Raw genomic sequence first — 14,867 nt, forward strand, 5'->3', positions numbered from 1 at the left:
GGCGTGCTGCGTACCAAGCGGCCTTTGCTGCAGACAATGAGAGCCTTGTGCCTGTTGGGCACCAGTCTGTTTTTCACCACTGGGTTGCAATACATCCCGTTGGCCGAAGCCACGGCGGTCAACTTTCTTGCGCCGGTGCTGGTCACCGCGTTGTCGGTGCCGTTGCTGAGTGAACACGTCACCCGTGGCCAATGGATCGCGGTGATTTGTGGATTTATCGGCGTTTTGATCATCGTCCACCCCGGCGGTGATCTGTTCACGCCTGCGGTGCTGTTGCCGTTCTGCTCGGCGCTGTTTTTCTGCTTCTATCAGTTGCTCACCCGCAAGCTCAGCAACATCGACAGCCCGACCACCAGCAACTTCTTCGCTGGCCTGTGCAACACCTTGGTGATGTGTGTACTGGTGCCGTTCTTCTGGCAAATGCCAACTATTGGGCATGGCTTGCTGATGGTGGCATTGGGGGCTTGTGGGATGACGGCTCACTTGTTTCTGACTCAGGCGTTCCGCTATGCCGCGCCCGCGCTGCTGGCGCCGTTCGGTTATTGCCAGATTGTGTTTGCCGGGTTGCTGGGCTGGCTGCTGTTTTCCCACACGCCGACCCTGACCACCGTGGTCGGGATCGCGGTGATCTGCTGCAGCGGGCTGGCGGCAGCGTGGCAGCAGAGTCGTCGGTAGGAGAAACAAAAAGGCAGGCCTGGAATCAGGCCTGCCGGGGGAAGGGCAATTACTCGGTAACGGTAGGAATCTTGCGCGGTGCCATGAAGTACATCCAGGTCAGGGCGATGAAATACATCGCCGGGATCAGGGTGAACAGCACGGTGTAGTTGTTGTTGGTGACGGTCAGAATGTGGCCGACCAACTGCGTCATGAACATCCCGCCGATGGCTGCGCACATGCCGCCAAAACCAAATACCGTACTCATCATGTGTTTAGGCGTGTAGTCCATCACCAGGCTCCAGATATTCGCGGTCCAGGCCTGGTGCGCGCCGATGGCCAGGGAGATGGCGGCCACCGCGACCCACAGACTGCTCGAACCGGCCGCCATGATCACACCGATGATGCAGCAGGCGAACAAGAACATGGACATCAATCGCGCCTTGATCGGGTTCATCCCGCGACCGATCAGGAACGAGGAGAGGATCCCGCCACCGACACTGCCGAAGTCCGCCGTCAGGTAGATGATGATCAGCGGAATACCCATCTGGGTCACGTTGATCCCCAGGTTGTATTGCTGATTGAGGAACGGCGGCAGCCAATACAGGTAGAACCAGAATACCGGGGCAGTCATCGAGTAGGCGAGGGCGAAGGCCCAGGTACCCCGCATGCGCAGGATTTTCGAGAACGGCACGCGGGCCTGTTCCGGTTCGACTTCTTTCTGGATGTAGTCCAGTTCCGATTGCTTGACGCTCGGGTGATCTTCCGGGTTGAAATACTTCAAGCCCCAGAACAGCAACCAGATCGCTCCCAGTGCCGCCATGCACAGGAACGCGGCTTGCCAGCCCCAGACCTGAAGGATCAGTGGCAACAGCATCGGGGTGAACATCGCACCGACGTTGGTGCCGGCATTGAAGATGCCGGTGGCCACGGCGCGCTCGCCGGCCGGGAACCACAGGCGCGTGGTCTTCACGCAGGCCGGGTAGTTGGCGGCTTCGGTCAGACCGAGGATAAACCGGCAGACCATGAAGCCGACGGCCGAAGTGGCCAGGCCGTGGGCGCCGGTCGCGATACTCCAGAGCAGCACGGCGCAGAAGAACACGCGCTTGACGCCAACCCTGTCGATCAAGCGGCCTTGTAGCACGAAACCGATGGCGTAGCCGACCTGGAACCAGAAGTTGATGTTGGCGTAGTCCATCGCCGTCCAGTTCATCTCCTTGGCGAGGATGGGCTGCATGACGCCCAGGGCGGCGCGGTCGATGTAGTTCAGGGTTGTTGCGAAAAACACCAGCGCCAGCATGCCCCAACGGGTTTTGCCGACTGCCATGGCGCCGCGGATCTTGTCGCCGATGCTGTCGTTGGCAGGAGTCATGGAGGAGTGCTCCACGGGAGAACTTTGAGAAGGAGTCATGTAGTCCACCGATTCTTTTTATGTGGTGTTCCGGGTCTTTGGTAACCGGGCCCGACGGTTCATGATCGGGCTCAATGTGAGTAAATGTTGCGGAGTGAACAAAAAATCGTCAATTCGCCAAAGGCCATTTTGTTCGATAATCGCACGCAAAACTAACCGGATAGTACACTTTGAATTGCTGTGCGGGATCGCTCGGCCAATAATTCACTTCAAGAAAACGCAGACCCTGTAGCAGCTGGCGAAGCCTGCGTTCGGCTGCGCAGCAGTCGTGAAATCAGGCGATGCGGTCTTACAGGTAACCCGCATGCACAGCGTTTTCGACTGCTTCGCAGCCGGACGCAGGCTTCGCCAGCTGCTACATAAAGCGTGCGATATCGATAATAAGACTGTCTCCACCACCGGGAGTCGAAATATGCAGCGTTCCATTGCCACCGTTTCCTTGAGCGGTACCCTGCCGGAAAAACTCGAAGCCATTGCCGCCGCCGGTTTTGACGGGGTGGAGATTTTCGAGAACGACCTTCTCTACTACGACGGTAGCCCACGGGAAATTAAACAGATGTGTGCCGATCTCGGGATCGCGATCACGCTGTTTCAACCGTTCCGCGACTTCGAAGGCTGCCGCCGGGATCGACTGCCGCGCAATCTGGAACGCGCCGAGCGCAAGTTCGACTTGATGCAGGAACTGGGCACCGACCTGGTGTTGGTGTGCAGCAACGCGTCCGCCGACTCCGTCGGCGATGAGCAAATTCTCGTCGACGACTTGCGCCTGCTGGCTGAACGCGCCGGCGCGCGTGGTCTGCGGATCGGTTACGAAGCCCTGGCTTGGGGCCGGCACGTGAACACCTATCAACAGGTGTGGAACATCGTCCGTCAGGCCGATCACCCCAACCTCGGCGTGTTGCTCGACAGCTTTCACACACTGTCGCTCAAGGGCGATCCGAGTGCCATCGCCGAGATTCCCGGCGATAAAATCTTCTTCGTGCAAATGGCCGACGCGCCGATCCTGGCCATGGACGTTCTGGAGTGGAGCCGGCATTTCCGCTGCTTCCCGGGTCAGGGCGAATTCGATTTGCCAGGGTTCCTCGCTCCGATCATCAAGAGCGGCTACACCGGGCCGCTGTCGCTGGAAATCTTCAATGACGGTTTCCGCGCCGCGCCTCCTCGGGCCAATGCCGCTGATGGTTTGCGTTCGTTGCTGTACCTCGAAGAGAAAACCCGCGAGCGTCTGGCACAAGAAGCCAAACCTGCCGCCCATCCCGATATTTTGTTCGAAACGCCGAAGGCCAGCGAATACAACGGCATCGAGTTTCTCGAGTTTGCGGTGGACGAAAGCCTTGGTGCCAAGCTCTCCCATTGGCTGGAGCGGCTGGGTTTCGTCAAGGCTGGACAGCATCGCTCCAAGAGCGTGAGTCTGCTGCGGCAGGGCGATATCAACCTGATCCTCAACTCCGAGCCTTATTCGTTTGCCCACAGCTTTTTCGAAGCACATGGTCCATCGCTGTGCGCCACCGCTGTGCGGGTCAAAGACAGCGCGAGCGCACTGGCCCGGGCTGTGGCTTACAAAGGTCAGCCGTATCGCGGACTGGTCGGCCCCAACGAATTGGAACTGGCGGCGGTGCGTGCGCCGGATGGCAGTCTGATTTATCTGGTGGACCAGGAGGCCGACGTCTACGGCACCGACTTCAATCTGTATCCGGCCGCTGTGGCCGGTGGCGGCCTCAAGCGTATCGACCACATGGCCATGGCGTTGCCAGCCGACAGCCTCGACAGTTGGGTACTGTTCTACAAGAGCTTGCTGGATTTCGAAGCCGACGATGAAGTGGTGCTGCCCGACCCGTATGGCCTTGTAAAAAGCCGTGCGCTGCGCAGCCGTGACAGTTCGATCCGCTTGCCGTTGAACATTTCCGAGAACCGCAACACCGCAATCTCACATGCGCTGTCGAGTTATCGCGGTTCTGGTGTGCATCACATCGCGTTTGATTGCGATGACATCTTTGCGCAAGTCAGCCGGGCGAAAGAGGCGGGTGTGCCGTTGCTGGACATCCCGCTCAATTACTACGATGACCTCGCCGCGCGCTTCGACTTCGATGACGAGTTCCTCAGCGAGCTGGCGTATTTCAACGTGCTGTACGATCGCGATGCCCAGGGCGGTGAGCTGTTCCATGTGTACACTGAGCCGTTCGAAGGGCGGTTCTTCTTTGAAATCATTCAACGCAAGAACGGCTATGCCGGCTATGGCGCGGCCAACGTCGCGGTCCGGCTGGCGGCGATGGCCAAATCCCGTAGCGGTGCCATTCGTCAGGCCAAGTTGTAGGAAAATCGTAAACACGGGTACAAACCGCTGCCGCACGGCTTCCTTCGCTGTGCGGCGCGGCCCATAATCGCCAGCCTGTGCAGTGATGGCCGTGAGCCCGCAATGACAATGACCTCAGAACGCTCCGCAGCGCCCGGCGAACCCATCGTCGAGCCTCGCAAAAGCCGCAAAAACAATCCGGAAAAGACCCGCGAGAACATCCTTCAAGAGGCGATTGTCGAGTTCGTCCAGCAGGGACTTTCCGGTGCTCGCGTCGATGCGATCGCCGAGCGCATCCACACCTCTAAACGCATGATCTATTACTACTTTGGCAGTAAAGAACAGCTCTACGTTGAAGTGCTGGAAAAGCTCTACGGGGACATCCGCAACACCGAAAACCGTTTGCTCCTGACGGAGCTGGCGCCGGTCGAGGCGATTCGTCGCCTCGTTGAATTCACCTTCGATCACCATGATCGCAATGTCGATTTCGTGCGCATCGTCAGCATCGAGAACATTCACAACGCTGAATACGTGAAGCGCTCCGATGCGATCAAGGCGATGAACAATACGATCCTCGATTCACTGGGCGAGATTTTGCGTCGCGGTGCCGAGGAGGGGGTATTCCGAAGCGGACTTGATGCGCTGGATGTGCATCTGTTGATCAGTTCGTTCTGCTTCTATCGCGTGTCGAACCGTCATACCTTCGGTGAGATTTTTCAAATCAACTTGCCGGACGAAGCCATCAAGCAGCGTCATCGGGCAATGATTTGCGAGTCGGTTTTGCGCTACCTGCAAGCCTGATATGAGGTGAGGGGAATGTGTCCCCTCACGGCTTCCACTCAGCCATTCATGCTCTGAAAGTGCGCCAGCATTCGCTGTGCATCCGGCACCACGCCGCTGAACAATTCAAACGCCTTCACCGCCTGAAACACCGCCATGTTGCCGCCATCCAGGGTGCGGCAACCAAGCGCGCGGGCATTGCGCAGCAGTTCGGTTTCGAGTGGGAAGTAAACGATCTCCGCCACCCACAACTCAGCGCGAAGCAGCTCCACCGGTACTGGCATGCCCGGCAGTTTTTTCATGCCCATGGGCGTGGTGTTCACCAGCCCGTCCGCTTGGGCCATTGAGCTTGGCAAATCATGCCCGGCAACTGCTCGACCGGCGCCAAAGTGCTGATTGAGGTTGTCCGCCAGAGCCTGTGCGCGGCTGATCTCTACATCGAAAATACTCAGCAACTGTACGCCTTCGCTCAATAGCGCGTGGGCCACTGCCGCGCCTGCGCCTCCGGCACCCATTTGTACGACATGCTCACGGGCAGCATCCTTCAAGCCGCGACGAAAACCTTCGGCAAAACCCAGGCAATCGGTGTTGTGGCCGATGCGTTTGCCGTCTTTCAACACCACAGTGTTCACCGCGCCGATGCCGCGCGCTTCCGGCGACAGTTCGTCGAGCAACGGGATGATCGCCTGCTTGCATGGGAAGGTGATGTTCAGCCCGGTGAAACTCATGCGCTCGGCTGCCATCAGCAGGTCGGGCAGGGCACTGCTGTCGAGTTGCAACTGATCCAGGTCGATCAAGCGATAGAGGTAGCGCATGCCCTGCGCATCGCCTTCGTGTTCATGCATCGCGGGTGTGCGGGACGCTTGAATTCCGGCGCCGATCAGCCCGGCCAATACGGTGTTGTGCTGGGTCATCGCGTTCACCTCTTCAATTGCAGACTGAAATGCTCAAGCGCCAGGCGATAGCCGAGGCTGCCGAAGCCAGCCAGCACGGCGGTAGCGATGGCCGAGACGAACGAGTGATGCCGGAAAGGCTCACGAGCGTGGACATTCGACAGGTGGACTTCAATCACGGGCAGTTCGCTGGCAACGAGGGCGTCGCGGATCGCCACCGAGGTGTGAGTCCATGCGGCGGGATTGATCACAATCCCGGCGCAACGACCGCGAGCGGCGTGAATCCAGTCGAGCAACTCACCTTCGTGATTGGTCTGGCGAAACTCCACGGCCAGGCCGAATTCTTCAGCGGCACGTCCGCACAGCGCAGAGATGTCTGCCAGGGTTTCGTGACCATAAGTCGCCGGTTCACGGGTGCCGAGCAGGTTCAGGTTCGGGCCGTTGAGCACCAGAACGATAGGGGGCATCGAGGGTCTCTCCACTTATTGTTTTTGGAATCGGCTGTTGTTCAGCCTGTGGAGATAAATTGTACTAGCTAGTTAGTTTGGTCAATTGAAGAGACGCTTCGGCCGGTATTTGTGGGCGGTGATCGGACAGTTCTAGGTTTGTCGGGGCAAATGCTCAACCAGAAAATCGATAAAGGCGCGCAATTTCAGGGGCACATGGCGGCTTTGTGGATACAACAAGGTGAAGGGGCGGGAGCGTCCGCTGTAGGGTTTCAACACTTCCACCAGCGAGCCATCGGCCAGTTCGTTTTCGACGATGAATCGGTACGTCTGAAACAGTCCCGCACCGTGTTTGGCCAGAGTTACGCCGCCAAGCACCTCGTCAGAGCAGCTAAGACTGCCCTCGGCAAGAATTTCCCGTGGTGTGCCGTTGTCATTGAACAACCAGGCAATTCGCCGACCGCTGCTGGGCAGTTCGTACTGAATGCATTCGTGCTGCGCCAGTTCGTCCAGGGTTTGTGGGATGCCGGCGTGCTTGAGGTAGTCGGGGCTGGCAATCATCACCAGCGTGGCGTCCTCCAAGTGTCGGGCGATCAAGCCTGAGTCTGGAATCGCCCGCACGCGGATGGCCATGTCATAGCCTTCTCCAACGAAATCGATGTTGCGATTGCTAATGTGCGATTCGACCTTTACGTCGGGAAAACGCGCCCGAAACGCCGGCAGCAACGGCAAGATCCGGTGGTGTGCATACGTCGTGGGGATGCTGATTCGCAACGTGCCGGACGGTTGCTGCTGCTGGCCCATGACCTCGCGCTGAGCCTCGACCAGTTGCGCCAATGCCTGGCGACATTCTTCGTAATACCGGCGGCCACTGTCGGTCAACTTCACACTTCGGGTGGTGCGCGCGAACAGCCGCACGCCCAGGCGTTCCTCCATACGCGATACCGAACGGCTGACGGCGGCCGGCGTCACACCCGCCACCAGAGCGGCAGCGGTAAAGCTCCCTGCCTCGGCCGCCAGGCAAAACAGTTCGATGCTGCCCAGCTGAAGATCATCGAAGACTCGCTGCATGATTGATTTCACCGGGGATCAAATGAGGGACTGACTGGCGTCACTGTAGATGAAATCGCCGTGGCAGTGCTGCTATGGAACAGCGGCTTTCTGCAGCTGTAGTGAAAGGATTGCTTACTATTTGACGCGGTAATCGGTCAGTCAAAAAGCGCTCAAGCGCTAGTCTGAAAATGGGATCGATCATAAAACGGATCAGTACTTATTATTGGGTTCTTCAAGGAATGGAGAATCTTTGTACTCTATAACCTAACGGATGGGTTGGCATGAATGTATGTCGCTACAAGGGCTTTTCATTGGTCGTCATGCTGCGCGATGAGCATTGTCCGCCTCATGTCCACGTTGATGCCCGGACGTGGAGCGCACGCTTCAAATTCAGTTTCTGGCACAACGGCGTGGAGCTCTGGGATGTCGTGCCTCATTCGCAGCGCCCCCCTTCAGCGGTGCTGGAGGAATTGCGTCAGGCGCTACGGCAACCGGCGCATTTACGTCGAGCACGTGGCATCTGGTGGCGCAAATTGCGCACGGCTTGCCTCAATCATCAGTTGTGGGATTGGGAGGGCAATGAAGTGGTCGTGATGAAACGAATCGCCAGCACGACCTACCTGATTGGCTCGGCCAGTTACGAGCCCGAAGCGAACAAGACGTTGTTGGCCCTGATGGGGGCTGCCGAGGGAGTGGAAATCGAATTATGAAAACGATACAGGCGAGCATTCAGGCGGATCGCCCCGTCACCGAAGAAGCACTGGAACAGGCCATCCAGCGAGGCGAGTTGAGCCGTCGTAGCGGTTTGAATGCCACAGCAGTGACCTGGACAGGACATTGCCTGGTCATCAGTTTCGAGGACGGCAGCGGTGTGCTCCTGCCAGCGAAAAGCTACCCGGAATTTGATGGCTTTGGCGATGGTGATTTCGTTGATTTGAAGGTCGGTTTTTCGGGAACCGCGCTCTGCCATGAAGGCAGGGATTTACAGGTGTCCATTGCTGGATTGATTTCAGCGAGCAAGCCACTGATGGACATGGCGTCTTCAGTCATCGCCGCGCGCAATGGTCGTCAGAGCAGTGTTGCCAAGGCAGAGGCTGCGCGGGCCAATGGCAAAAAGGGCGGTCGCCCGCGCAAGGTGGATTCGGCTCTTTGATTCGCCCACAAAAAAGCCGTCGTCATGACGGCTGATTTGTACGGGCAACTGTCATCAACGACGGGTCAACAACACCCCCGACTCCATGTGATGCGTCCACGGGAACTGGTCAAACATCGCACACTGAGTAATGCGATGCGTGTCGTGCAACTGGGCGATGTTCGCCGCCAGCGTTTCCGGGTTGCAGGAGATGTAGAGAATATTGTCGAAGCGCCGGGTCAACTCGCAAGTGTCCGGGTCCATGCCGGCACGAGGCGGATCGACGAACACGCTACCGAACTCGTAACTCTTGAGGTCGATACCGTGCAGGCGACGGAACGGGCGGACTTCGTTCAGCGCTTCGGTCAGCTCTTCGGCAGACAGACGCACCAACGTAACGTTATCCACGGCGTTTTCGCTGAGGTTGCTCAGGGCTGCGTTGACCGAAGTCTTGCTGATTTCGGTGGCCAGCACTTTGCGTACGCGGGTGGCGAGCGGCAGAGTGAAGTTGCCGTTGCCGCAGTACAACTCCAGCAAATCGTCGGTGCGATCGCCCAGAGCGTCGTATGCCCAGTTGAGCATCTTCTGGTTGACGGTGCCGTTGGGCTGGGTGAACGCGCCTTCCGGCTGGCGATAGCTGAAGGTGCGGCCGCCAACTTCGAGCTTCTCGACCACGTAATCGTGACCAATCACTTCACGTTTGCCTTTCGAGCGACCGATGATGCTAACGTTCAGGTCGGCGGCCAGTTTCGTGGCTGCCGTATGCCAATGCTCGTCCAGCGGGCGGTGATAGCACAAGGTGATCATCGCATCGCCGGCCAGGGTGGTCAGGAACTCCACCTGAAACAGCTTGTGGCTCAGCGCGGCACTGGCTTTCCATGCCGCTTTGAGCTGCGGCATCAACTGATTGATGCGCAGGCTGGCGATTGGAAACTCTTCGATCAAGATCGGCGTACGTTTGTCTTCCTGGGAAAACATCGCGTAGTGCCGCTCACCGGCTTCTCGCCACAGGCGGAATTCGGCGCGCAGGCGAAAGTTTTGCAGCGGTGAGTCGAACACTGCAGGTTCTGGCGCACCGAACGGGGCCAGCAGGTCACGCAGGCGCGTGACCTTTTCTTCGAGCTGAACGGCGTAGGCCTGGGAATCAAAAGTCATGCGTTGAACCAACCCAGCTTGATCACGAACAGAATCGACAGAATCACCAACGCCGGGTTCAGGTCACGGGTGCGCCCGGACAGCAGCTTGATCACGGTCCAGGAGATGAAACCGAAGGCGATGCCGTTGGCGATGGAATAAGTGAACGGCATGGCCAGCGCGGTGACCACAACCGGTGCKGCAACGGTAATGTCGTCCCAGTCTATTTCGGCCAGGCCGGAGGTCATCAGTACGGCGACGAACAGCAGTGCCGGTGCCGTGGCGAATGCCGGAACGCTGGCGGCCAATGGCGAGAAGAACAGCGCCAGCAGGAACAGAATCGCTACCACAACGGYGGTCAGGCCGGTGCGGCCACCGGCACTCACGCCGGCTGCAGATTCGATGTAGCTGGTAGTGGTCGAGGTGCCCAACAGTGAGCCGGCCATGGCCGCGGTACTGTCGGCGATCAGCGCACGGCCCATTTTCGGCATGTGGCCGTCCTTGCCCATCAGGCCAGCACGCTTGGCGACACCGATCAGGGTGCCGGAGTTATCGAACAGATCAACAAACAGGAAGGCAAAAATCACGCTGATCAGACCAATGTCCAATGCGCCTTTGATGTCCAGCTGCAGGAAGGTCGGAGCCAGGGAAGGAGGCATCGACATCACGCCGCCGAACGGGGTGAAGCCCATCACGATCGAAACGATGGTCACTGCCAGGATACCGATCAGCACCGCGCCGCGCACTTTCAGCGCCTCGAGGGCGACAATCAGGGCAAAACCGAGGGTTGCGAGAATCGGCGCTGGTTGTTTCAGGTCACCGAGGCCGACCATGGTCGCCGGGTTGCTGACGACGATGCCGGCGTTGTGCAGGGCGATCAGCGCCAAAAACAGGCCGATACCGGCAGCAATCGCCGAGCGCAGCGGCAATGGGATGCTGTTGATGATCCATTCACGGATGCGGAAGATCGACAGCAGAAAGAAGCACACCGCCGAGATGAACACCGCCCCCAGCGCCACCTGCCAGGTGTGCCCCATGTGCAGGACCACGGTGTAGGTGAAAAAGGCGTTCAGACCCATGCCCGGTGCGAGTGCGATCGGGTAGTTGGCGATCAGGCCCATGGTTGTGGAGCCGATGGCCGCCGCCAGACAGGTGGCGACGAACACCGCGCCCTTGTCCATGCCGGTCTCGCCGAGAATGCTCGGGTTGACGAACAGAATGTAGGCCATGGCCAAGAAAGTCGTGACGCCCGCCAGAATCTCGGTCCGCACGTTGGTGTTGTGTGCTCTGAGTTGAAACAGCCTTTCCAGCATGTCTGCTCCCCGTGGCGCGCCCGGCGCCGTGAATGTATCGACCTCAACAGCAAAGCACAGACCGCTGAACGCGCCTGGGAAATTACTGTGGGCCGGAAAAAGCCGCGCATCATACCAGCAGCGTAGGGTTATGGCTGCTTATGGCTGCGATCGTCGTCGATGTTTTGCCGTCAAGTGAAGTGAGCCATACTGCGCGCTGGTTTTGGGAGTCGCTATGTCTTGCATGAAAAAGCCTGTGATCGCCGTGATTGGCGTGGGGTTTGCCTTGTTGCTGGGGGCACAGAACGCCTCTGCCGCTATGGCGCCACCACTGAGCCAGTTGAAAGTGCTCAAGGTCGAATCGCCAGGTTGCGGTTTTGAAGATATTGCCCAGGGGCAGGAACAGACGCGTTGCGACCACAGCGGCCCGAGTATCAAGGTCTATGTGTTGGAAATCGGCTATGGACGGGAGGCGTTTGTCGCGCTGGACGGGTTCGAACTGAACGGCACACGCACGCCGGTCTGTGCGTTTGATACCGGTAACCTGACCGAGTGCACCGCCGGTAAAAAAACCGTCGGTTATCTGTATGTCATGGACCTTGCCGGCAAGCAGAACGGGGTCTTTACCTTCAGCAATACCTCGATTAATGCGCCGGGCAACACAATGTCGACACAGCTTTACATCAAGTAACGGCTGCGCTCGAACAAGCGTCAGGAAAGCTGACTAAGCTTTATGGATCATCTTGTGGACTGCACCCATGACCTTTAGAGCTTTGATTACCCTCGCCGAGGGCATCGATGACCTGCAAACAGTGACCCTGGTCGATGTATTGCGCCGCGCCAAAATTGAAGTGGTAGTGGCTAGCATCGAGGGGCGACGCATGCTCACCTGCGCCCGTGGCTCGCGACTGACGGCCGATGCCATGCTCGTGGATTTGCTGGCACAGCCGTTTGACCTGATCGCATTGCCTGGCGGTGCCGTTGGCGCGCAACACCTGGCGGCCCATCAACCCCTGCAACAACTGATCAAGGATCAGGCCGCCGCCGGACGCTTGTTCGCGGGCATCGCCGAAGCCCCGGCGGTCGCGCTGCAACACTTTGGTGTGTTGCGTCAGCGCCGGATGACGTGCCTGCCCTCGGCCAGTCATCAGCTATCGGGCTGCAACTTCGTCGACCAACCGGTGGTGGTCGACGGCAACTGCGTGACCGCCCAGGGTTCCGGAGCCGCCTTGGCATTTGCCCTGACATTAGTGGAACAACTTTGCGGCAAGGCCACACGTGCGGCGGTGGCGGGGGAGTTGCTGGCTTAAATCGGGTCAGACCTTCACTTCTTCCACCGGTACATGCATGCGGTCGCGATTGGCCAGGCTCGGGAACAGTTTCACCCAGACCCCGGTCACCACCAGGGTGCCGATCCCGCCCATGACCACCGCCGGCACGGTGCCGAACCAGTGGGCAGTGACCCCGGATTCGAATTCGCCCAACTGGTTCGACGCGCCGATGAACAGGCCATTGACGGCGCTGACCCGGCCACGCATTTCGTCCGGGGTTTCCAGCTGTACGAACGAGGCGCGGATCACCATGCTGATCATGTCTGCAGCACCCAGCACAACCAGCACGGCAAGCGAGAACCAGAACGAGGTCGAGAGGCCGAACGCGATGGTGGCCACGCCGAACACACCGACCGCTGTGAACATCACCCGTCCGACGTTGCGTTCAACCGCATATCGCGCCAGGAACAACGACATCAATAACGCCCCGACTGCCGGTGCGGAACGCAGCAGGCCCAGTCCCCACGGGCCGGTGAGCAGGATGTCTTTGGCAAACACCGGCAGCAGCGCCGTCGCGCCACCGAGCAAGACGGCAAACAGGTCCAGTGAGATCGCCCCGAGAATGTCCGGGCGACTGCGAATGAAGCGGATGCCTGCCAGCAATGAATCCAGCGTCGCCTTGCCCTTGTTCAGCGGCTTTTGCCGGGCCGGCAGGTTGAGCATCAACACGCAGGCTATGATGTAGATAATCACCGTCGGGCCATATACCCAGACGCTGCCGAAGGCATAGAGCAAACCACCGAGCGCCGGGGCGACGATGGTGGCCGATTGTTGCGCCGATTGAGCGGCGGCCACCGCGCGGGGGAACAGCGAACTGGGCACGATGCTCGGCAACAAGGCTTGGGTGGTGGGCATTTCGAAGGAGCGCGCGGCACCGAGCAGGAACGCGAGGATGAAGATCATTTCCCTGGTGACATGATCGGTGGCACTGCCGATGGCCAGCGACAAGGCAATCAGCGCTTGCAGGGACTGGCAGATCGCCGCGACTTTACGCCGGTCATAGCGGTCCGCGACGTGCCCGGTGTGCAGCATGAACAGCACGCGCGGTGCAAATTCCACCAACCCGACCAGACCCAAGTCCAGCACATTGCCGGTCAACTGGTACAGGTTCCAGCCAATGGCCACCGTGAGCATCTGAAAACCACTGGCGGTAAACACCCGAGCCAGCCAGAACGCGATGAAAGGACGGTGGTGACGTAACAGCAAGGGCTCTTGGCTGGGCATCTGCGGGGAAATCTGGGAGAGGGGAAGGGCGAGATTATCACCAAGCTGTAACCAGAAGTTGCAGCCACCAGAAATTTAGTTAGCTACATACCGATCCAGAAAATGCCTGACTCTCCCTGTGGGAGCGAACCTGCTCGGGATGGCGTCGTATCAATCGATACTTTTGTCCCTGAAACACCGCATCGCGAGCAGGCTCGCACACAGGGAGAGTATTGCGATGCATGTCCAAGGTCATGGGGCAACTTGTCACGCGGCAAAAGACCACGCGGTTCCTTGTCAGAAATGCGACTACTCTTTCAGCGTTGATTGATCCAGATCAAAACCCCAAAAGGAATTGATCCGATGGCCATCCGGACCAGACGCCCTGCGTTGTGATGCGATTGAAAAAGAACGAATCTGAATTCGCCGCACTCCATACCCGTGGGGCCGCTGAGTGCAGGCTTCCAGCCAGCAGCCGTATTACCTGACAGAGGAAGACTTATGTTCGGTTTAGAGGCACTTGATCTCGCCCGAATTCAGTTCGCGTTTACTATCTCGTTTCACATCCTGTTTCCTGCCATCACCATTGGTCTGGCGAGTTACCTGGCGGTGCTCGAAGGCTTGTGGCTGAAAACCCATGACGACACGTACCGCGACCTGTATCACTTCTGGTCGAAGATCTTTGCCGTCAATTTCGGCATGGGCGTGGTCTCCGGGCTGGTGATGGCTTATCAATTCGGCACCAACTGGAGCCGCTTTTCGGACTTCGCTGGTTCAGTGACCGGGCCACTTTTGACGTACGAAGTACTGACTGCCTTCTTTCTCGAAGCTGGCTTTCTTGGCGTCATGCTGTTCGGGTGGAACAAGGTCGGGCGCAATTTGCACTTCTTCGCCACCGTTATGGTGGCCATCGGCACACTGATCTCTACTTTCTGGATTTTGGCCTCCAACAGCTGGATGCAAACGCCCCAAGGTTTCGAAATCGTTAATGGTCAGGTGATTCCCACCGACTGGCTGGCCGTGATTTTCAACCCTTCGTTTCCCTACCGCCTTCTGCACATGGCAACGGCGGCGTTCCTGGCCACCGCATTCTTCGTTGGTTCGTCGGCCGCCTGGCACTTGTTGCGTGGCAAGGACAACCCAGCCATCCGCACGATGCTGTCGATGGCCATGTGGATGGCCTTGATCGTGGCGCCGATTCAAGCCGTGATCGGTGACTCCCACGGTCTCAATACCCTCCAGTAT

At 58.6% G+C, this 14,867-nt stretch carries 15 protein-coding genes; 8 read left to right on the forward strand and 7 right to left on the reverse strand.

Annotated elements, in window-relative coordinates; translation table 11 throughout:
- Window positions 1-675: DMT family transporter (locus AC1DRJ_RS09875; protein WP_477801972.1), on the forward strand; the 675-nt coding region annotated here is incomplete at its 5' end.
- A gap of 49 nt (window positions 676-724) precedes the next feature.
- On the opposite strand, the gene AC1DRJ_RS09880 is transcribed toward AC1DRJ_RS09875, so the two are convergent.
- The gene (locus tag AC1DRJ_RS09880; protein WP_477801973.1) at window positions 725-2,065 is read right to left on the reverse strand and encodes an MFS transporter; all 1,341 of its coding nucleotides are present in this window, start codon (window positions 2,063-2,065) and stop codon (window positions 725-727) included.
- A 412-nt stretch (window positions 2,066-2,477) separates the two neighbouring features.
- Here AC1DRJ_RS09880 and quiC point away from each other — a divergent pair, with 412 nt between their 5' ends.
- Window positions 2,478-4,379 carry a 3-dehydroshikimate dehydratase QuiC gene (gene quiC / locus AC1DRJ_RS09885; RefSeq protein ID WP_477801974.1) on the forward strand — a complete coding sequence of 634 codons (1,902 nt, stop codon included), beginning with the start codon at window positions 2,478-2,480 and terminating at the stop codon, window positions 4,377-4,379.
- Window positions 4,380-4,481: 102 nt separating this feature from the next.
- Window positions 4,482-5,159 carry a TetR/AcrR family transcriptional regulator gene (locus AC1DRJ_RS09890; RefSeq protein WP_477801975.1) on the forward strand — a complete coding sequence of 226 codons (678 nt, stop codon included), beginning with the start codon at window positions 4,482-4,484 and terminating at the stop codon, window positions 5,157-5,159.
- 38 nt (window positions 5,160-5,197) lie between these two features.
- Here AC1DRJ_RS09890 and AC1DRJ_RS09895 read toward each other — a convergent pair whose 3' ends face one another.
- From AC1DRJ_RS09895 to AC1DRJ_RS09905, 3 genes are all read right to left on the reverse strand, one after another.
- Window positions 5,198-6,052, reverse strand: a complete 855-nt coding sequence (locus tag AC1DRJ_RS09895) for a shikimate dehydrogenase (protein ID WP_477801976.1) — start codon at window positions 6,050-6,052, stop codon at window positions 5,198-5,200.
- Window positions 6,053-6,057: 5 nt separating this feature from the next.
- The gene (gene aroQ, locus AC1DRJ_RS09900; RefSeq protein WP_007946605.1) at window positions 6,058-6,498 is read right to left on the reverse strand and encodes a type II 3-dehydroquinate dehydratase; all 441 of its coding nucleotides are present in this window, start codon (window positions 6,496-6,498) and stop codon (window positions 6,058-6,060) included.
- A gap of 132 nt (window positions 6,499-6,630) precedes the next feature.
- Window positions 6,631-7,548: a LysR family transcriptional regulator gene (locus tag AC1DRJ_RS09905; RefSeq protein WP_477801977.1), complete on the reverse strand. Its 918-nt coding sequence runs from the start codon at window positions 7,546-7,548 to the stop codon at window positions 6,631-6,633.
- A gap of 263 nt (window positions 7,549-7,811) precedes the next feature.
- Between AC1DRJ_RS09905 and AC1DRJ_RS09910 the strand changes: the two genes are divergently transcribed.
- Both AC1DRJ_RS09910 and AC1DRJ_RS09915 read left to right on the forward strand, forming a co-directional pair.
- On the forward strand, window positions 7,812-8,240 hold the full coding sequence (locus AC1DRJ_RS09910) for a DUF4160 domain-containing protein (RefSeq protein ID WP_477801978.1): 429 nt from the start codon (window positions 7,812-7,814) through the stop codon (window positions 8,238-8,240).
- Window positions 8,237-8,683, forward strand: coding sequence for a DUF2442 domain-containing protein (locus AC1DRJ_RS09915; protein WP_477801979.1), 447 nt, complete (start codon window positions 8,237-8,239; stop codon window positions 8,681-8,683). Before AC1DRJ_RS09910 ends, AC1DRJ_RS09915 begins: the two co-directional genes overlap by 4 nt.
- A 54-nt stretch (window positions 8,684-8,737) precedes the next feature.
- Here the strand turns inward: AC1DRJ_RS09915 and trmA are convergent, their stop codons facing one another.
- Window positions 8,738-9,817 (reverse strand): tRNA (uridine(54)-C5)-methyltransferase TrmA, encoded by a 1,080-nt coding sequence (gene trmA / locus AC1DRJ_RS09920; protein WP_477790921.1) that lies wholly within the window; start codon window positions 9,815-9,817, stop codon window positions 8,738-8,740.
- Window positions 9,814-11,109 carry an NCS2 family permease gene (locus tag AC1DRJ_RS09925; RefSeq protein WP_477801980.1) on the reverse strand — a complete coding sequence of 432 codons (1,296 nt, stop codon included), beginning with the start codon at window positions 11,107-11,109 and terminating at the stop codon, window positions 9,814-9,816. The genes trmA and AC1DRJ_RS09925 overlap by 4 nt, the downstream gene beginning before the upstream one ends.
- Before the next feature lie 214 nt (window positions 11,110-11,323).
- Here AC1DRJ_RS09925 and AC1DRJ_RS09930 point away from each other — a divergent pair, with 214 nt between their 5' ends.
- Both AC1DRJ_RS09930 and AC1DRJ_RS09935 read left to right on the forward strand, forming a co-directional pair.
- Complete coding sequence (locus AC1DRJ_RS09930) at window positions 11,324-11,779, forward strand: DUF4879 domain-containing protein (protein WP_477801981.1); 456 nt, start codon at window positions 11,324-11,326, stop codon at window positions 11,777-11,779.
- Between the two features lie 67 nt (window positions 11,780-11,846).
- Entirely contained in the window at window positions 11,847-12,398 is a 552-nt protein-coding gene (locus tag AC1DRJ_RS09935; protein WP_477801982.1) for a DJ-1 family glyoxalase III, read from the forward strand.
- A gap of 6 nt (window positions 12,399-12,404) precedes the next feature.
- Here AC1DRJ_RS09935 and AC1DRJ_RS09940 read toward each other — a convergent pair whose 3' ends face one another.
- On the reverse strand, window positions 12,405-13,643 hold the full coding sequence (locus AC1DRJ_RS09940; RefSeq protein ID WP_477801983.1) for an MFS transporter: 1,239 nt from the start codon (window positions 13,641-13,643) through the stop codon (window positions 12,405-12,407).
- Between the two features lie 480 nt (window positions 13,644-14,123).
- Here AC1DRJ_RS09940 and AC1DRJ_RS09945 point away from each other — a divergent pair.
- A partial coding sequence (locus AC1DRJ_RS09945) for a cytochrome ubiquinol oxidase subunit I (protein ID WP_477801984.1) occupies window positions 14,124-14,867 on the forward strand: 744 nt, incomplete at its 3' end.

Source organism: Pseudomonas sp. P5_B2 (genome assembly GCF_056400445.1).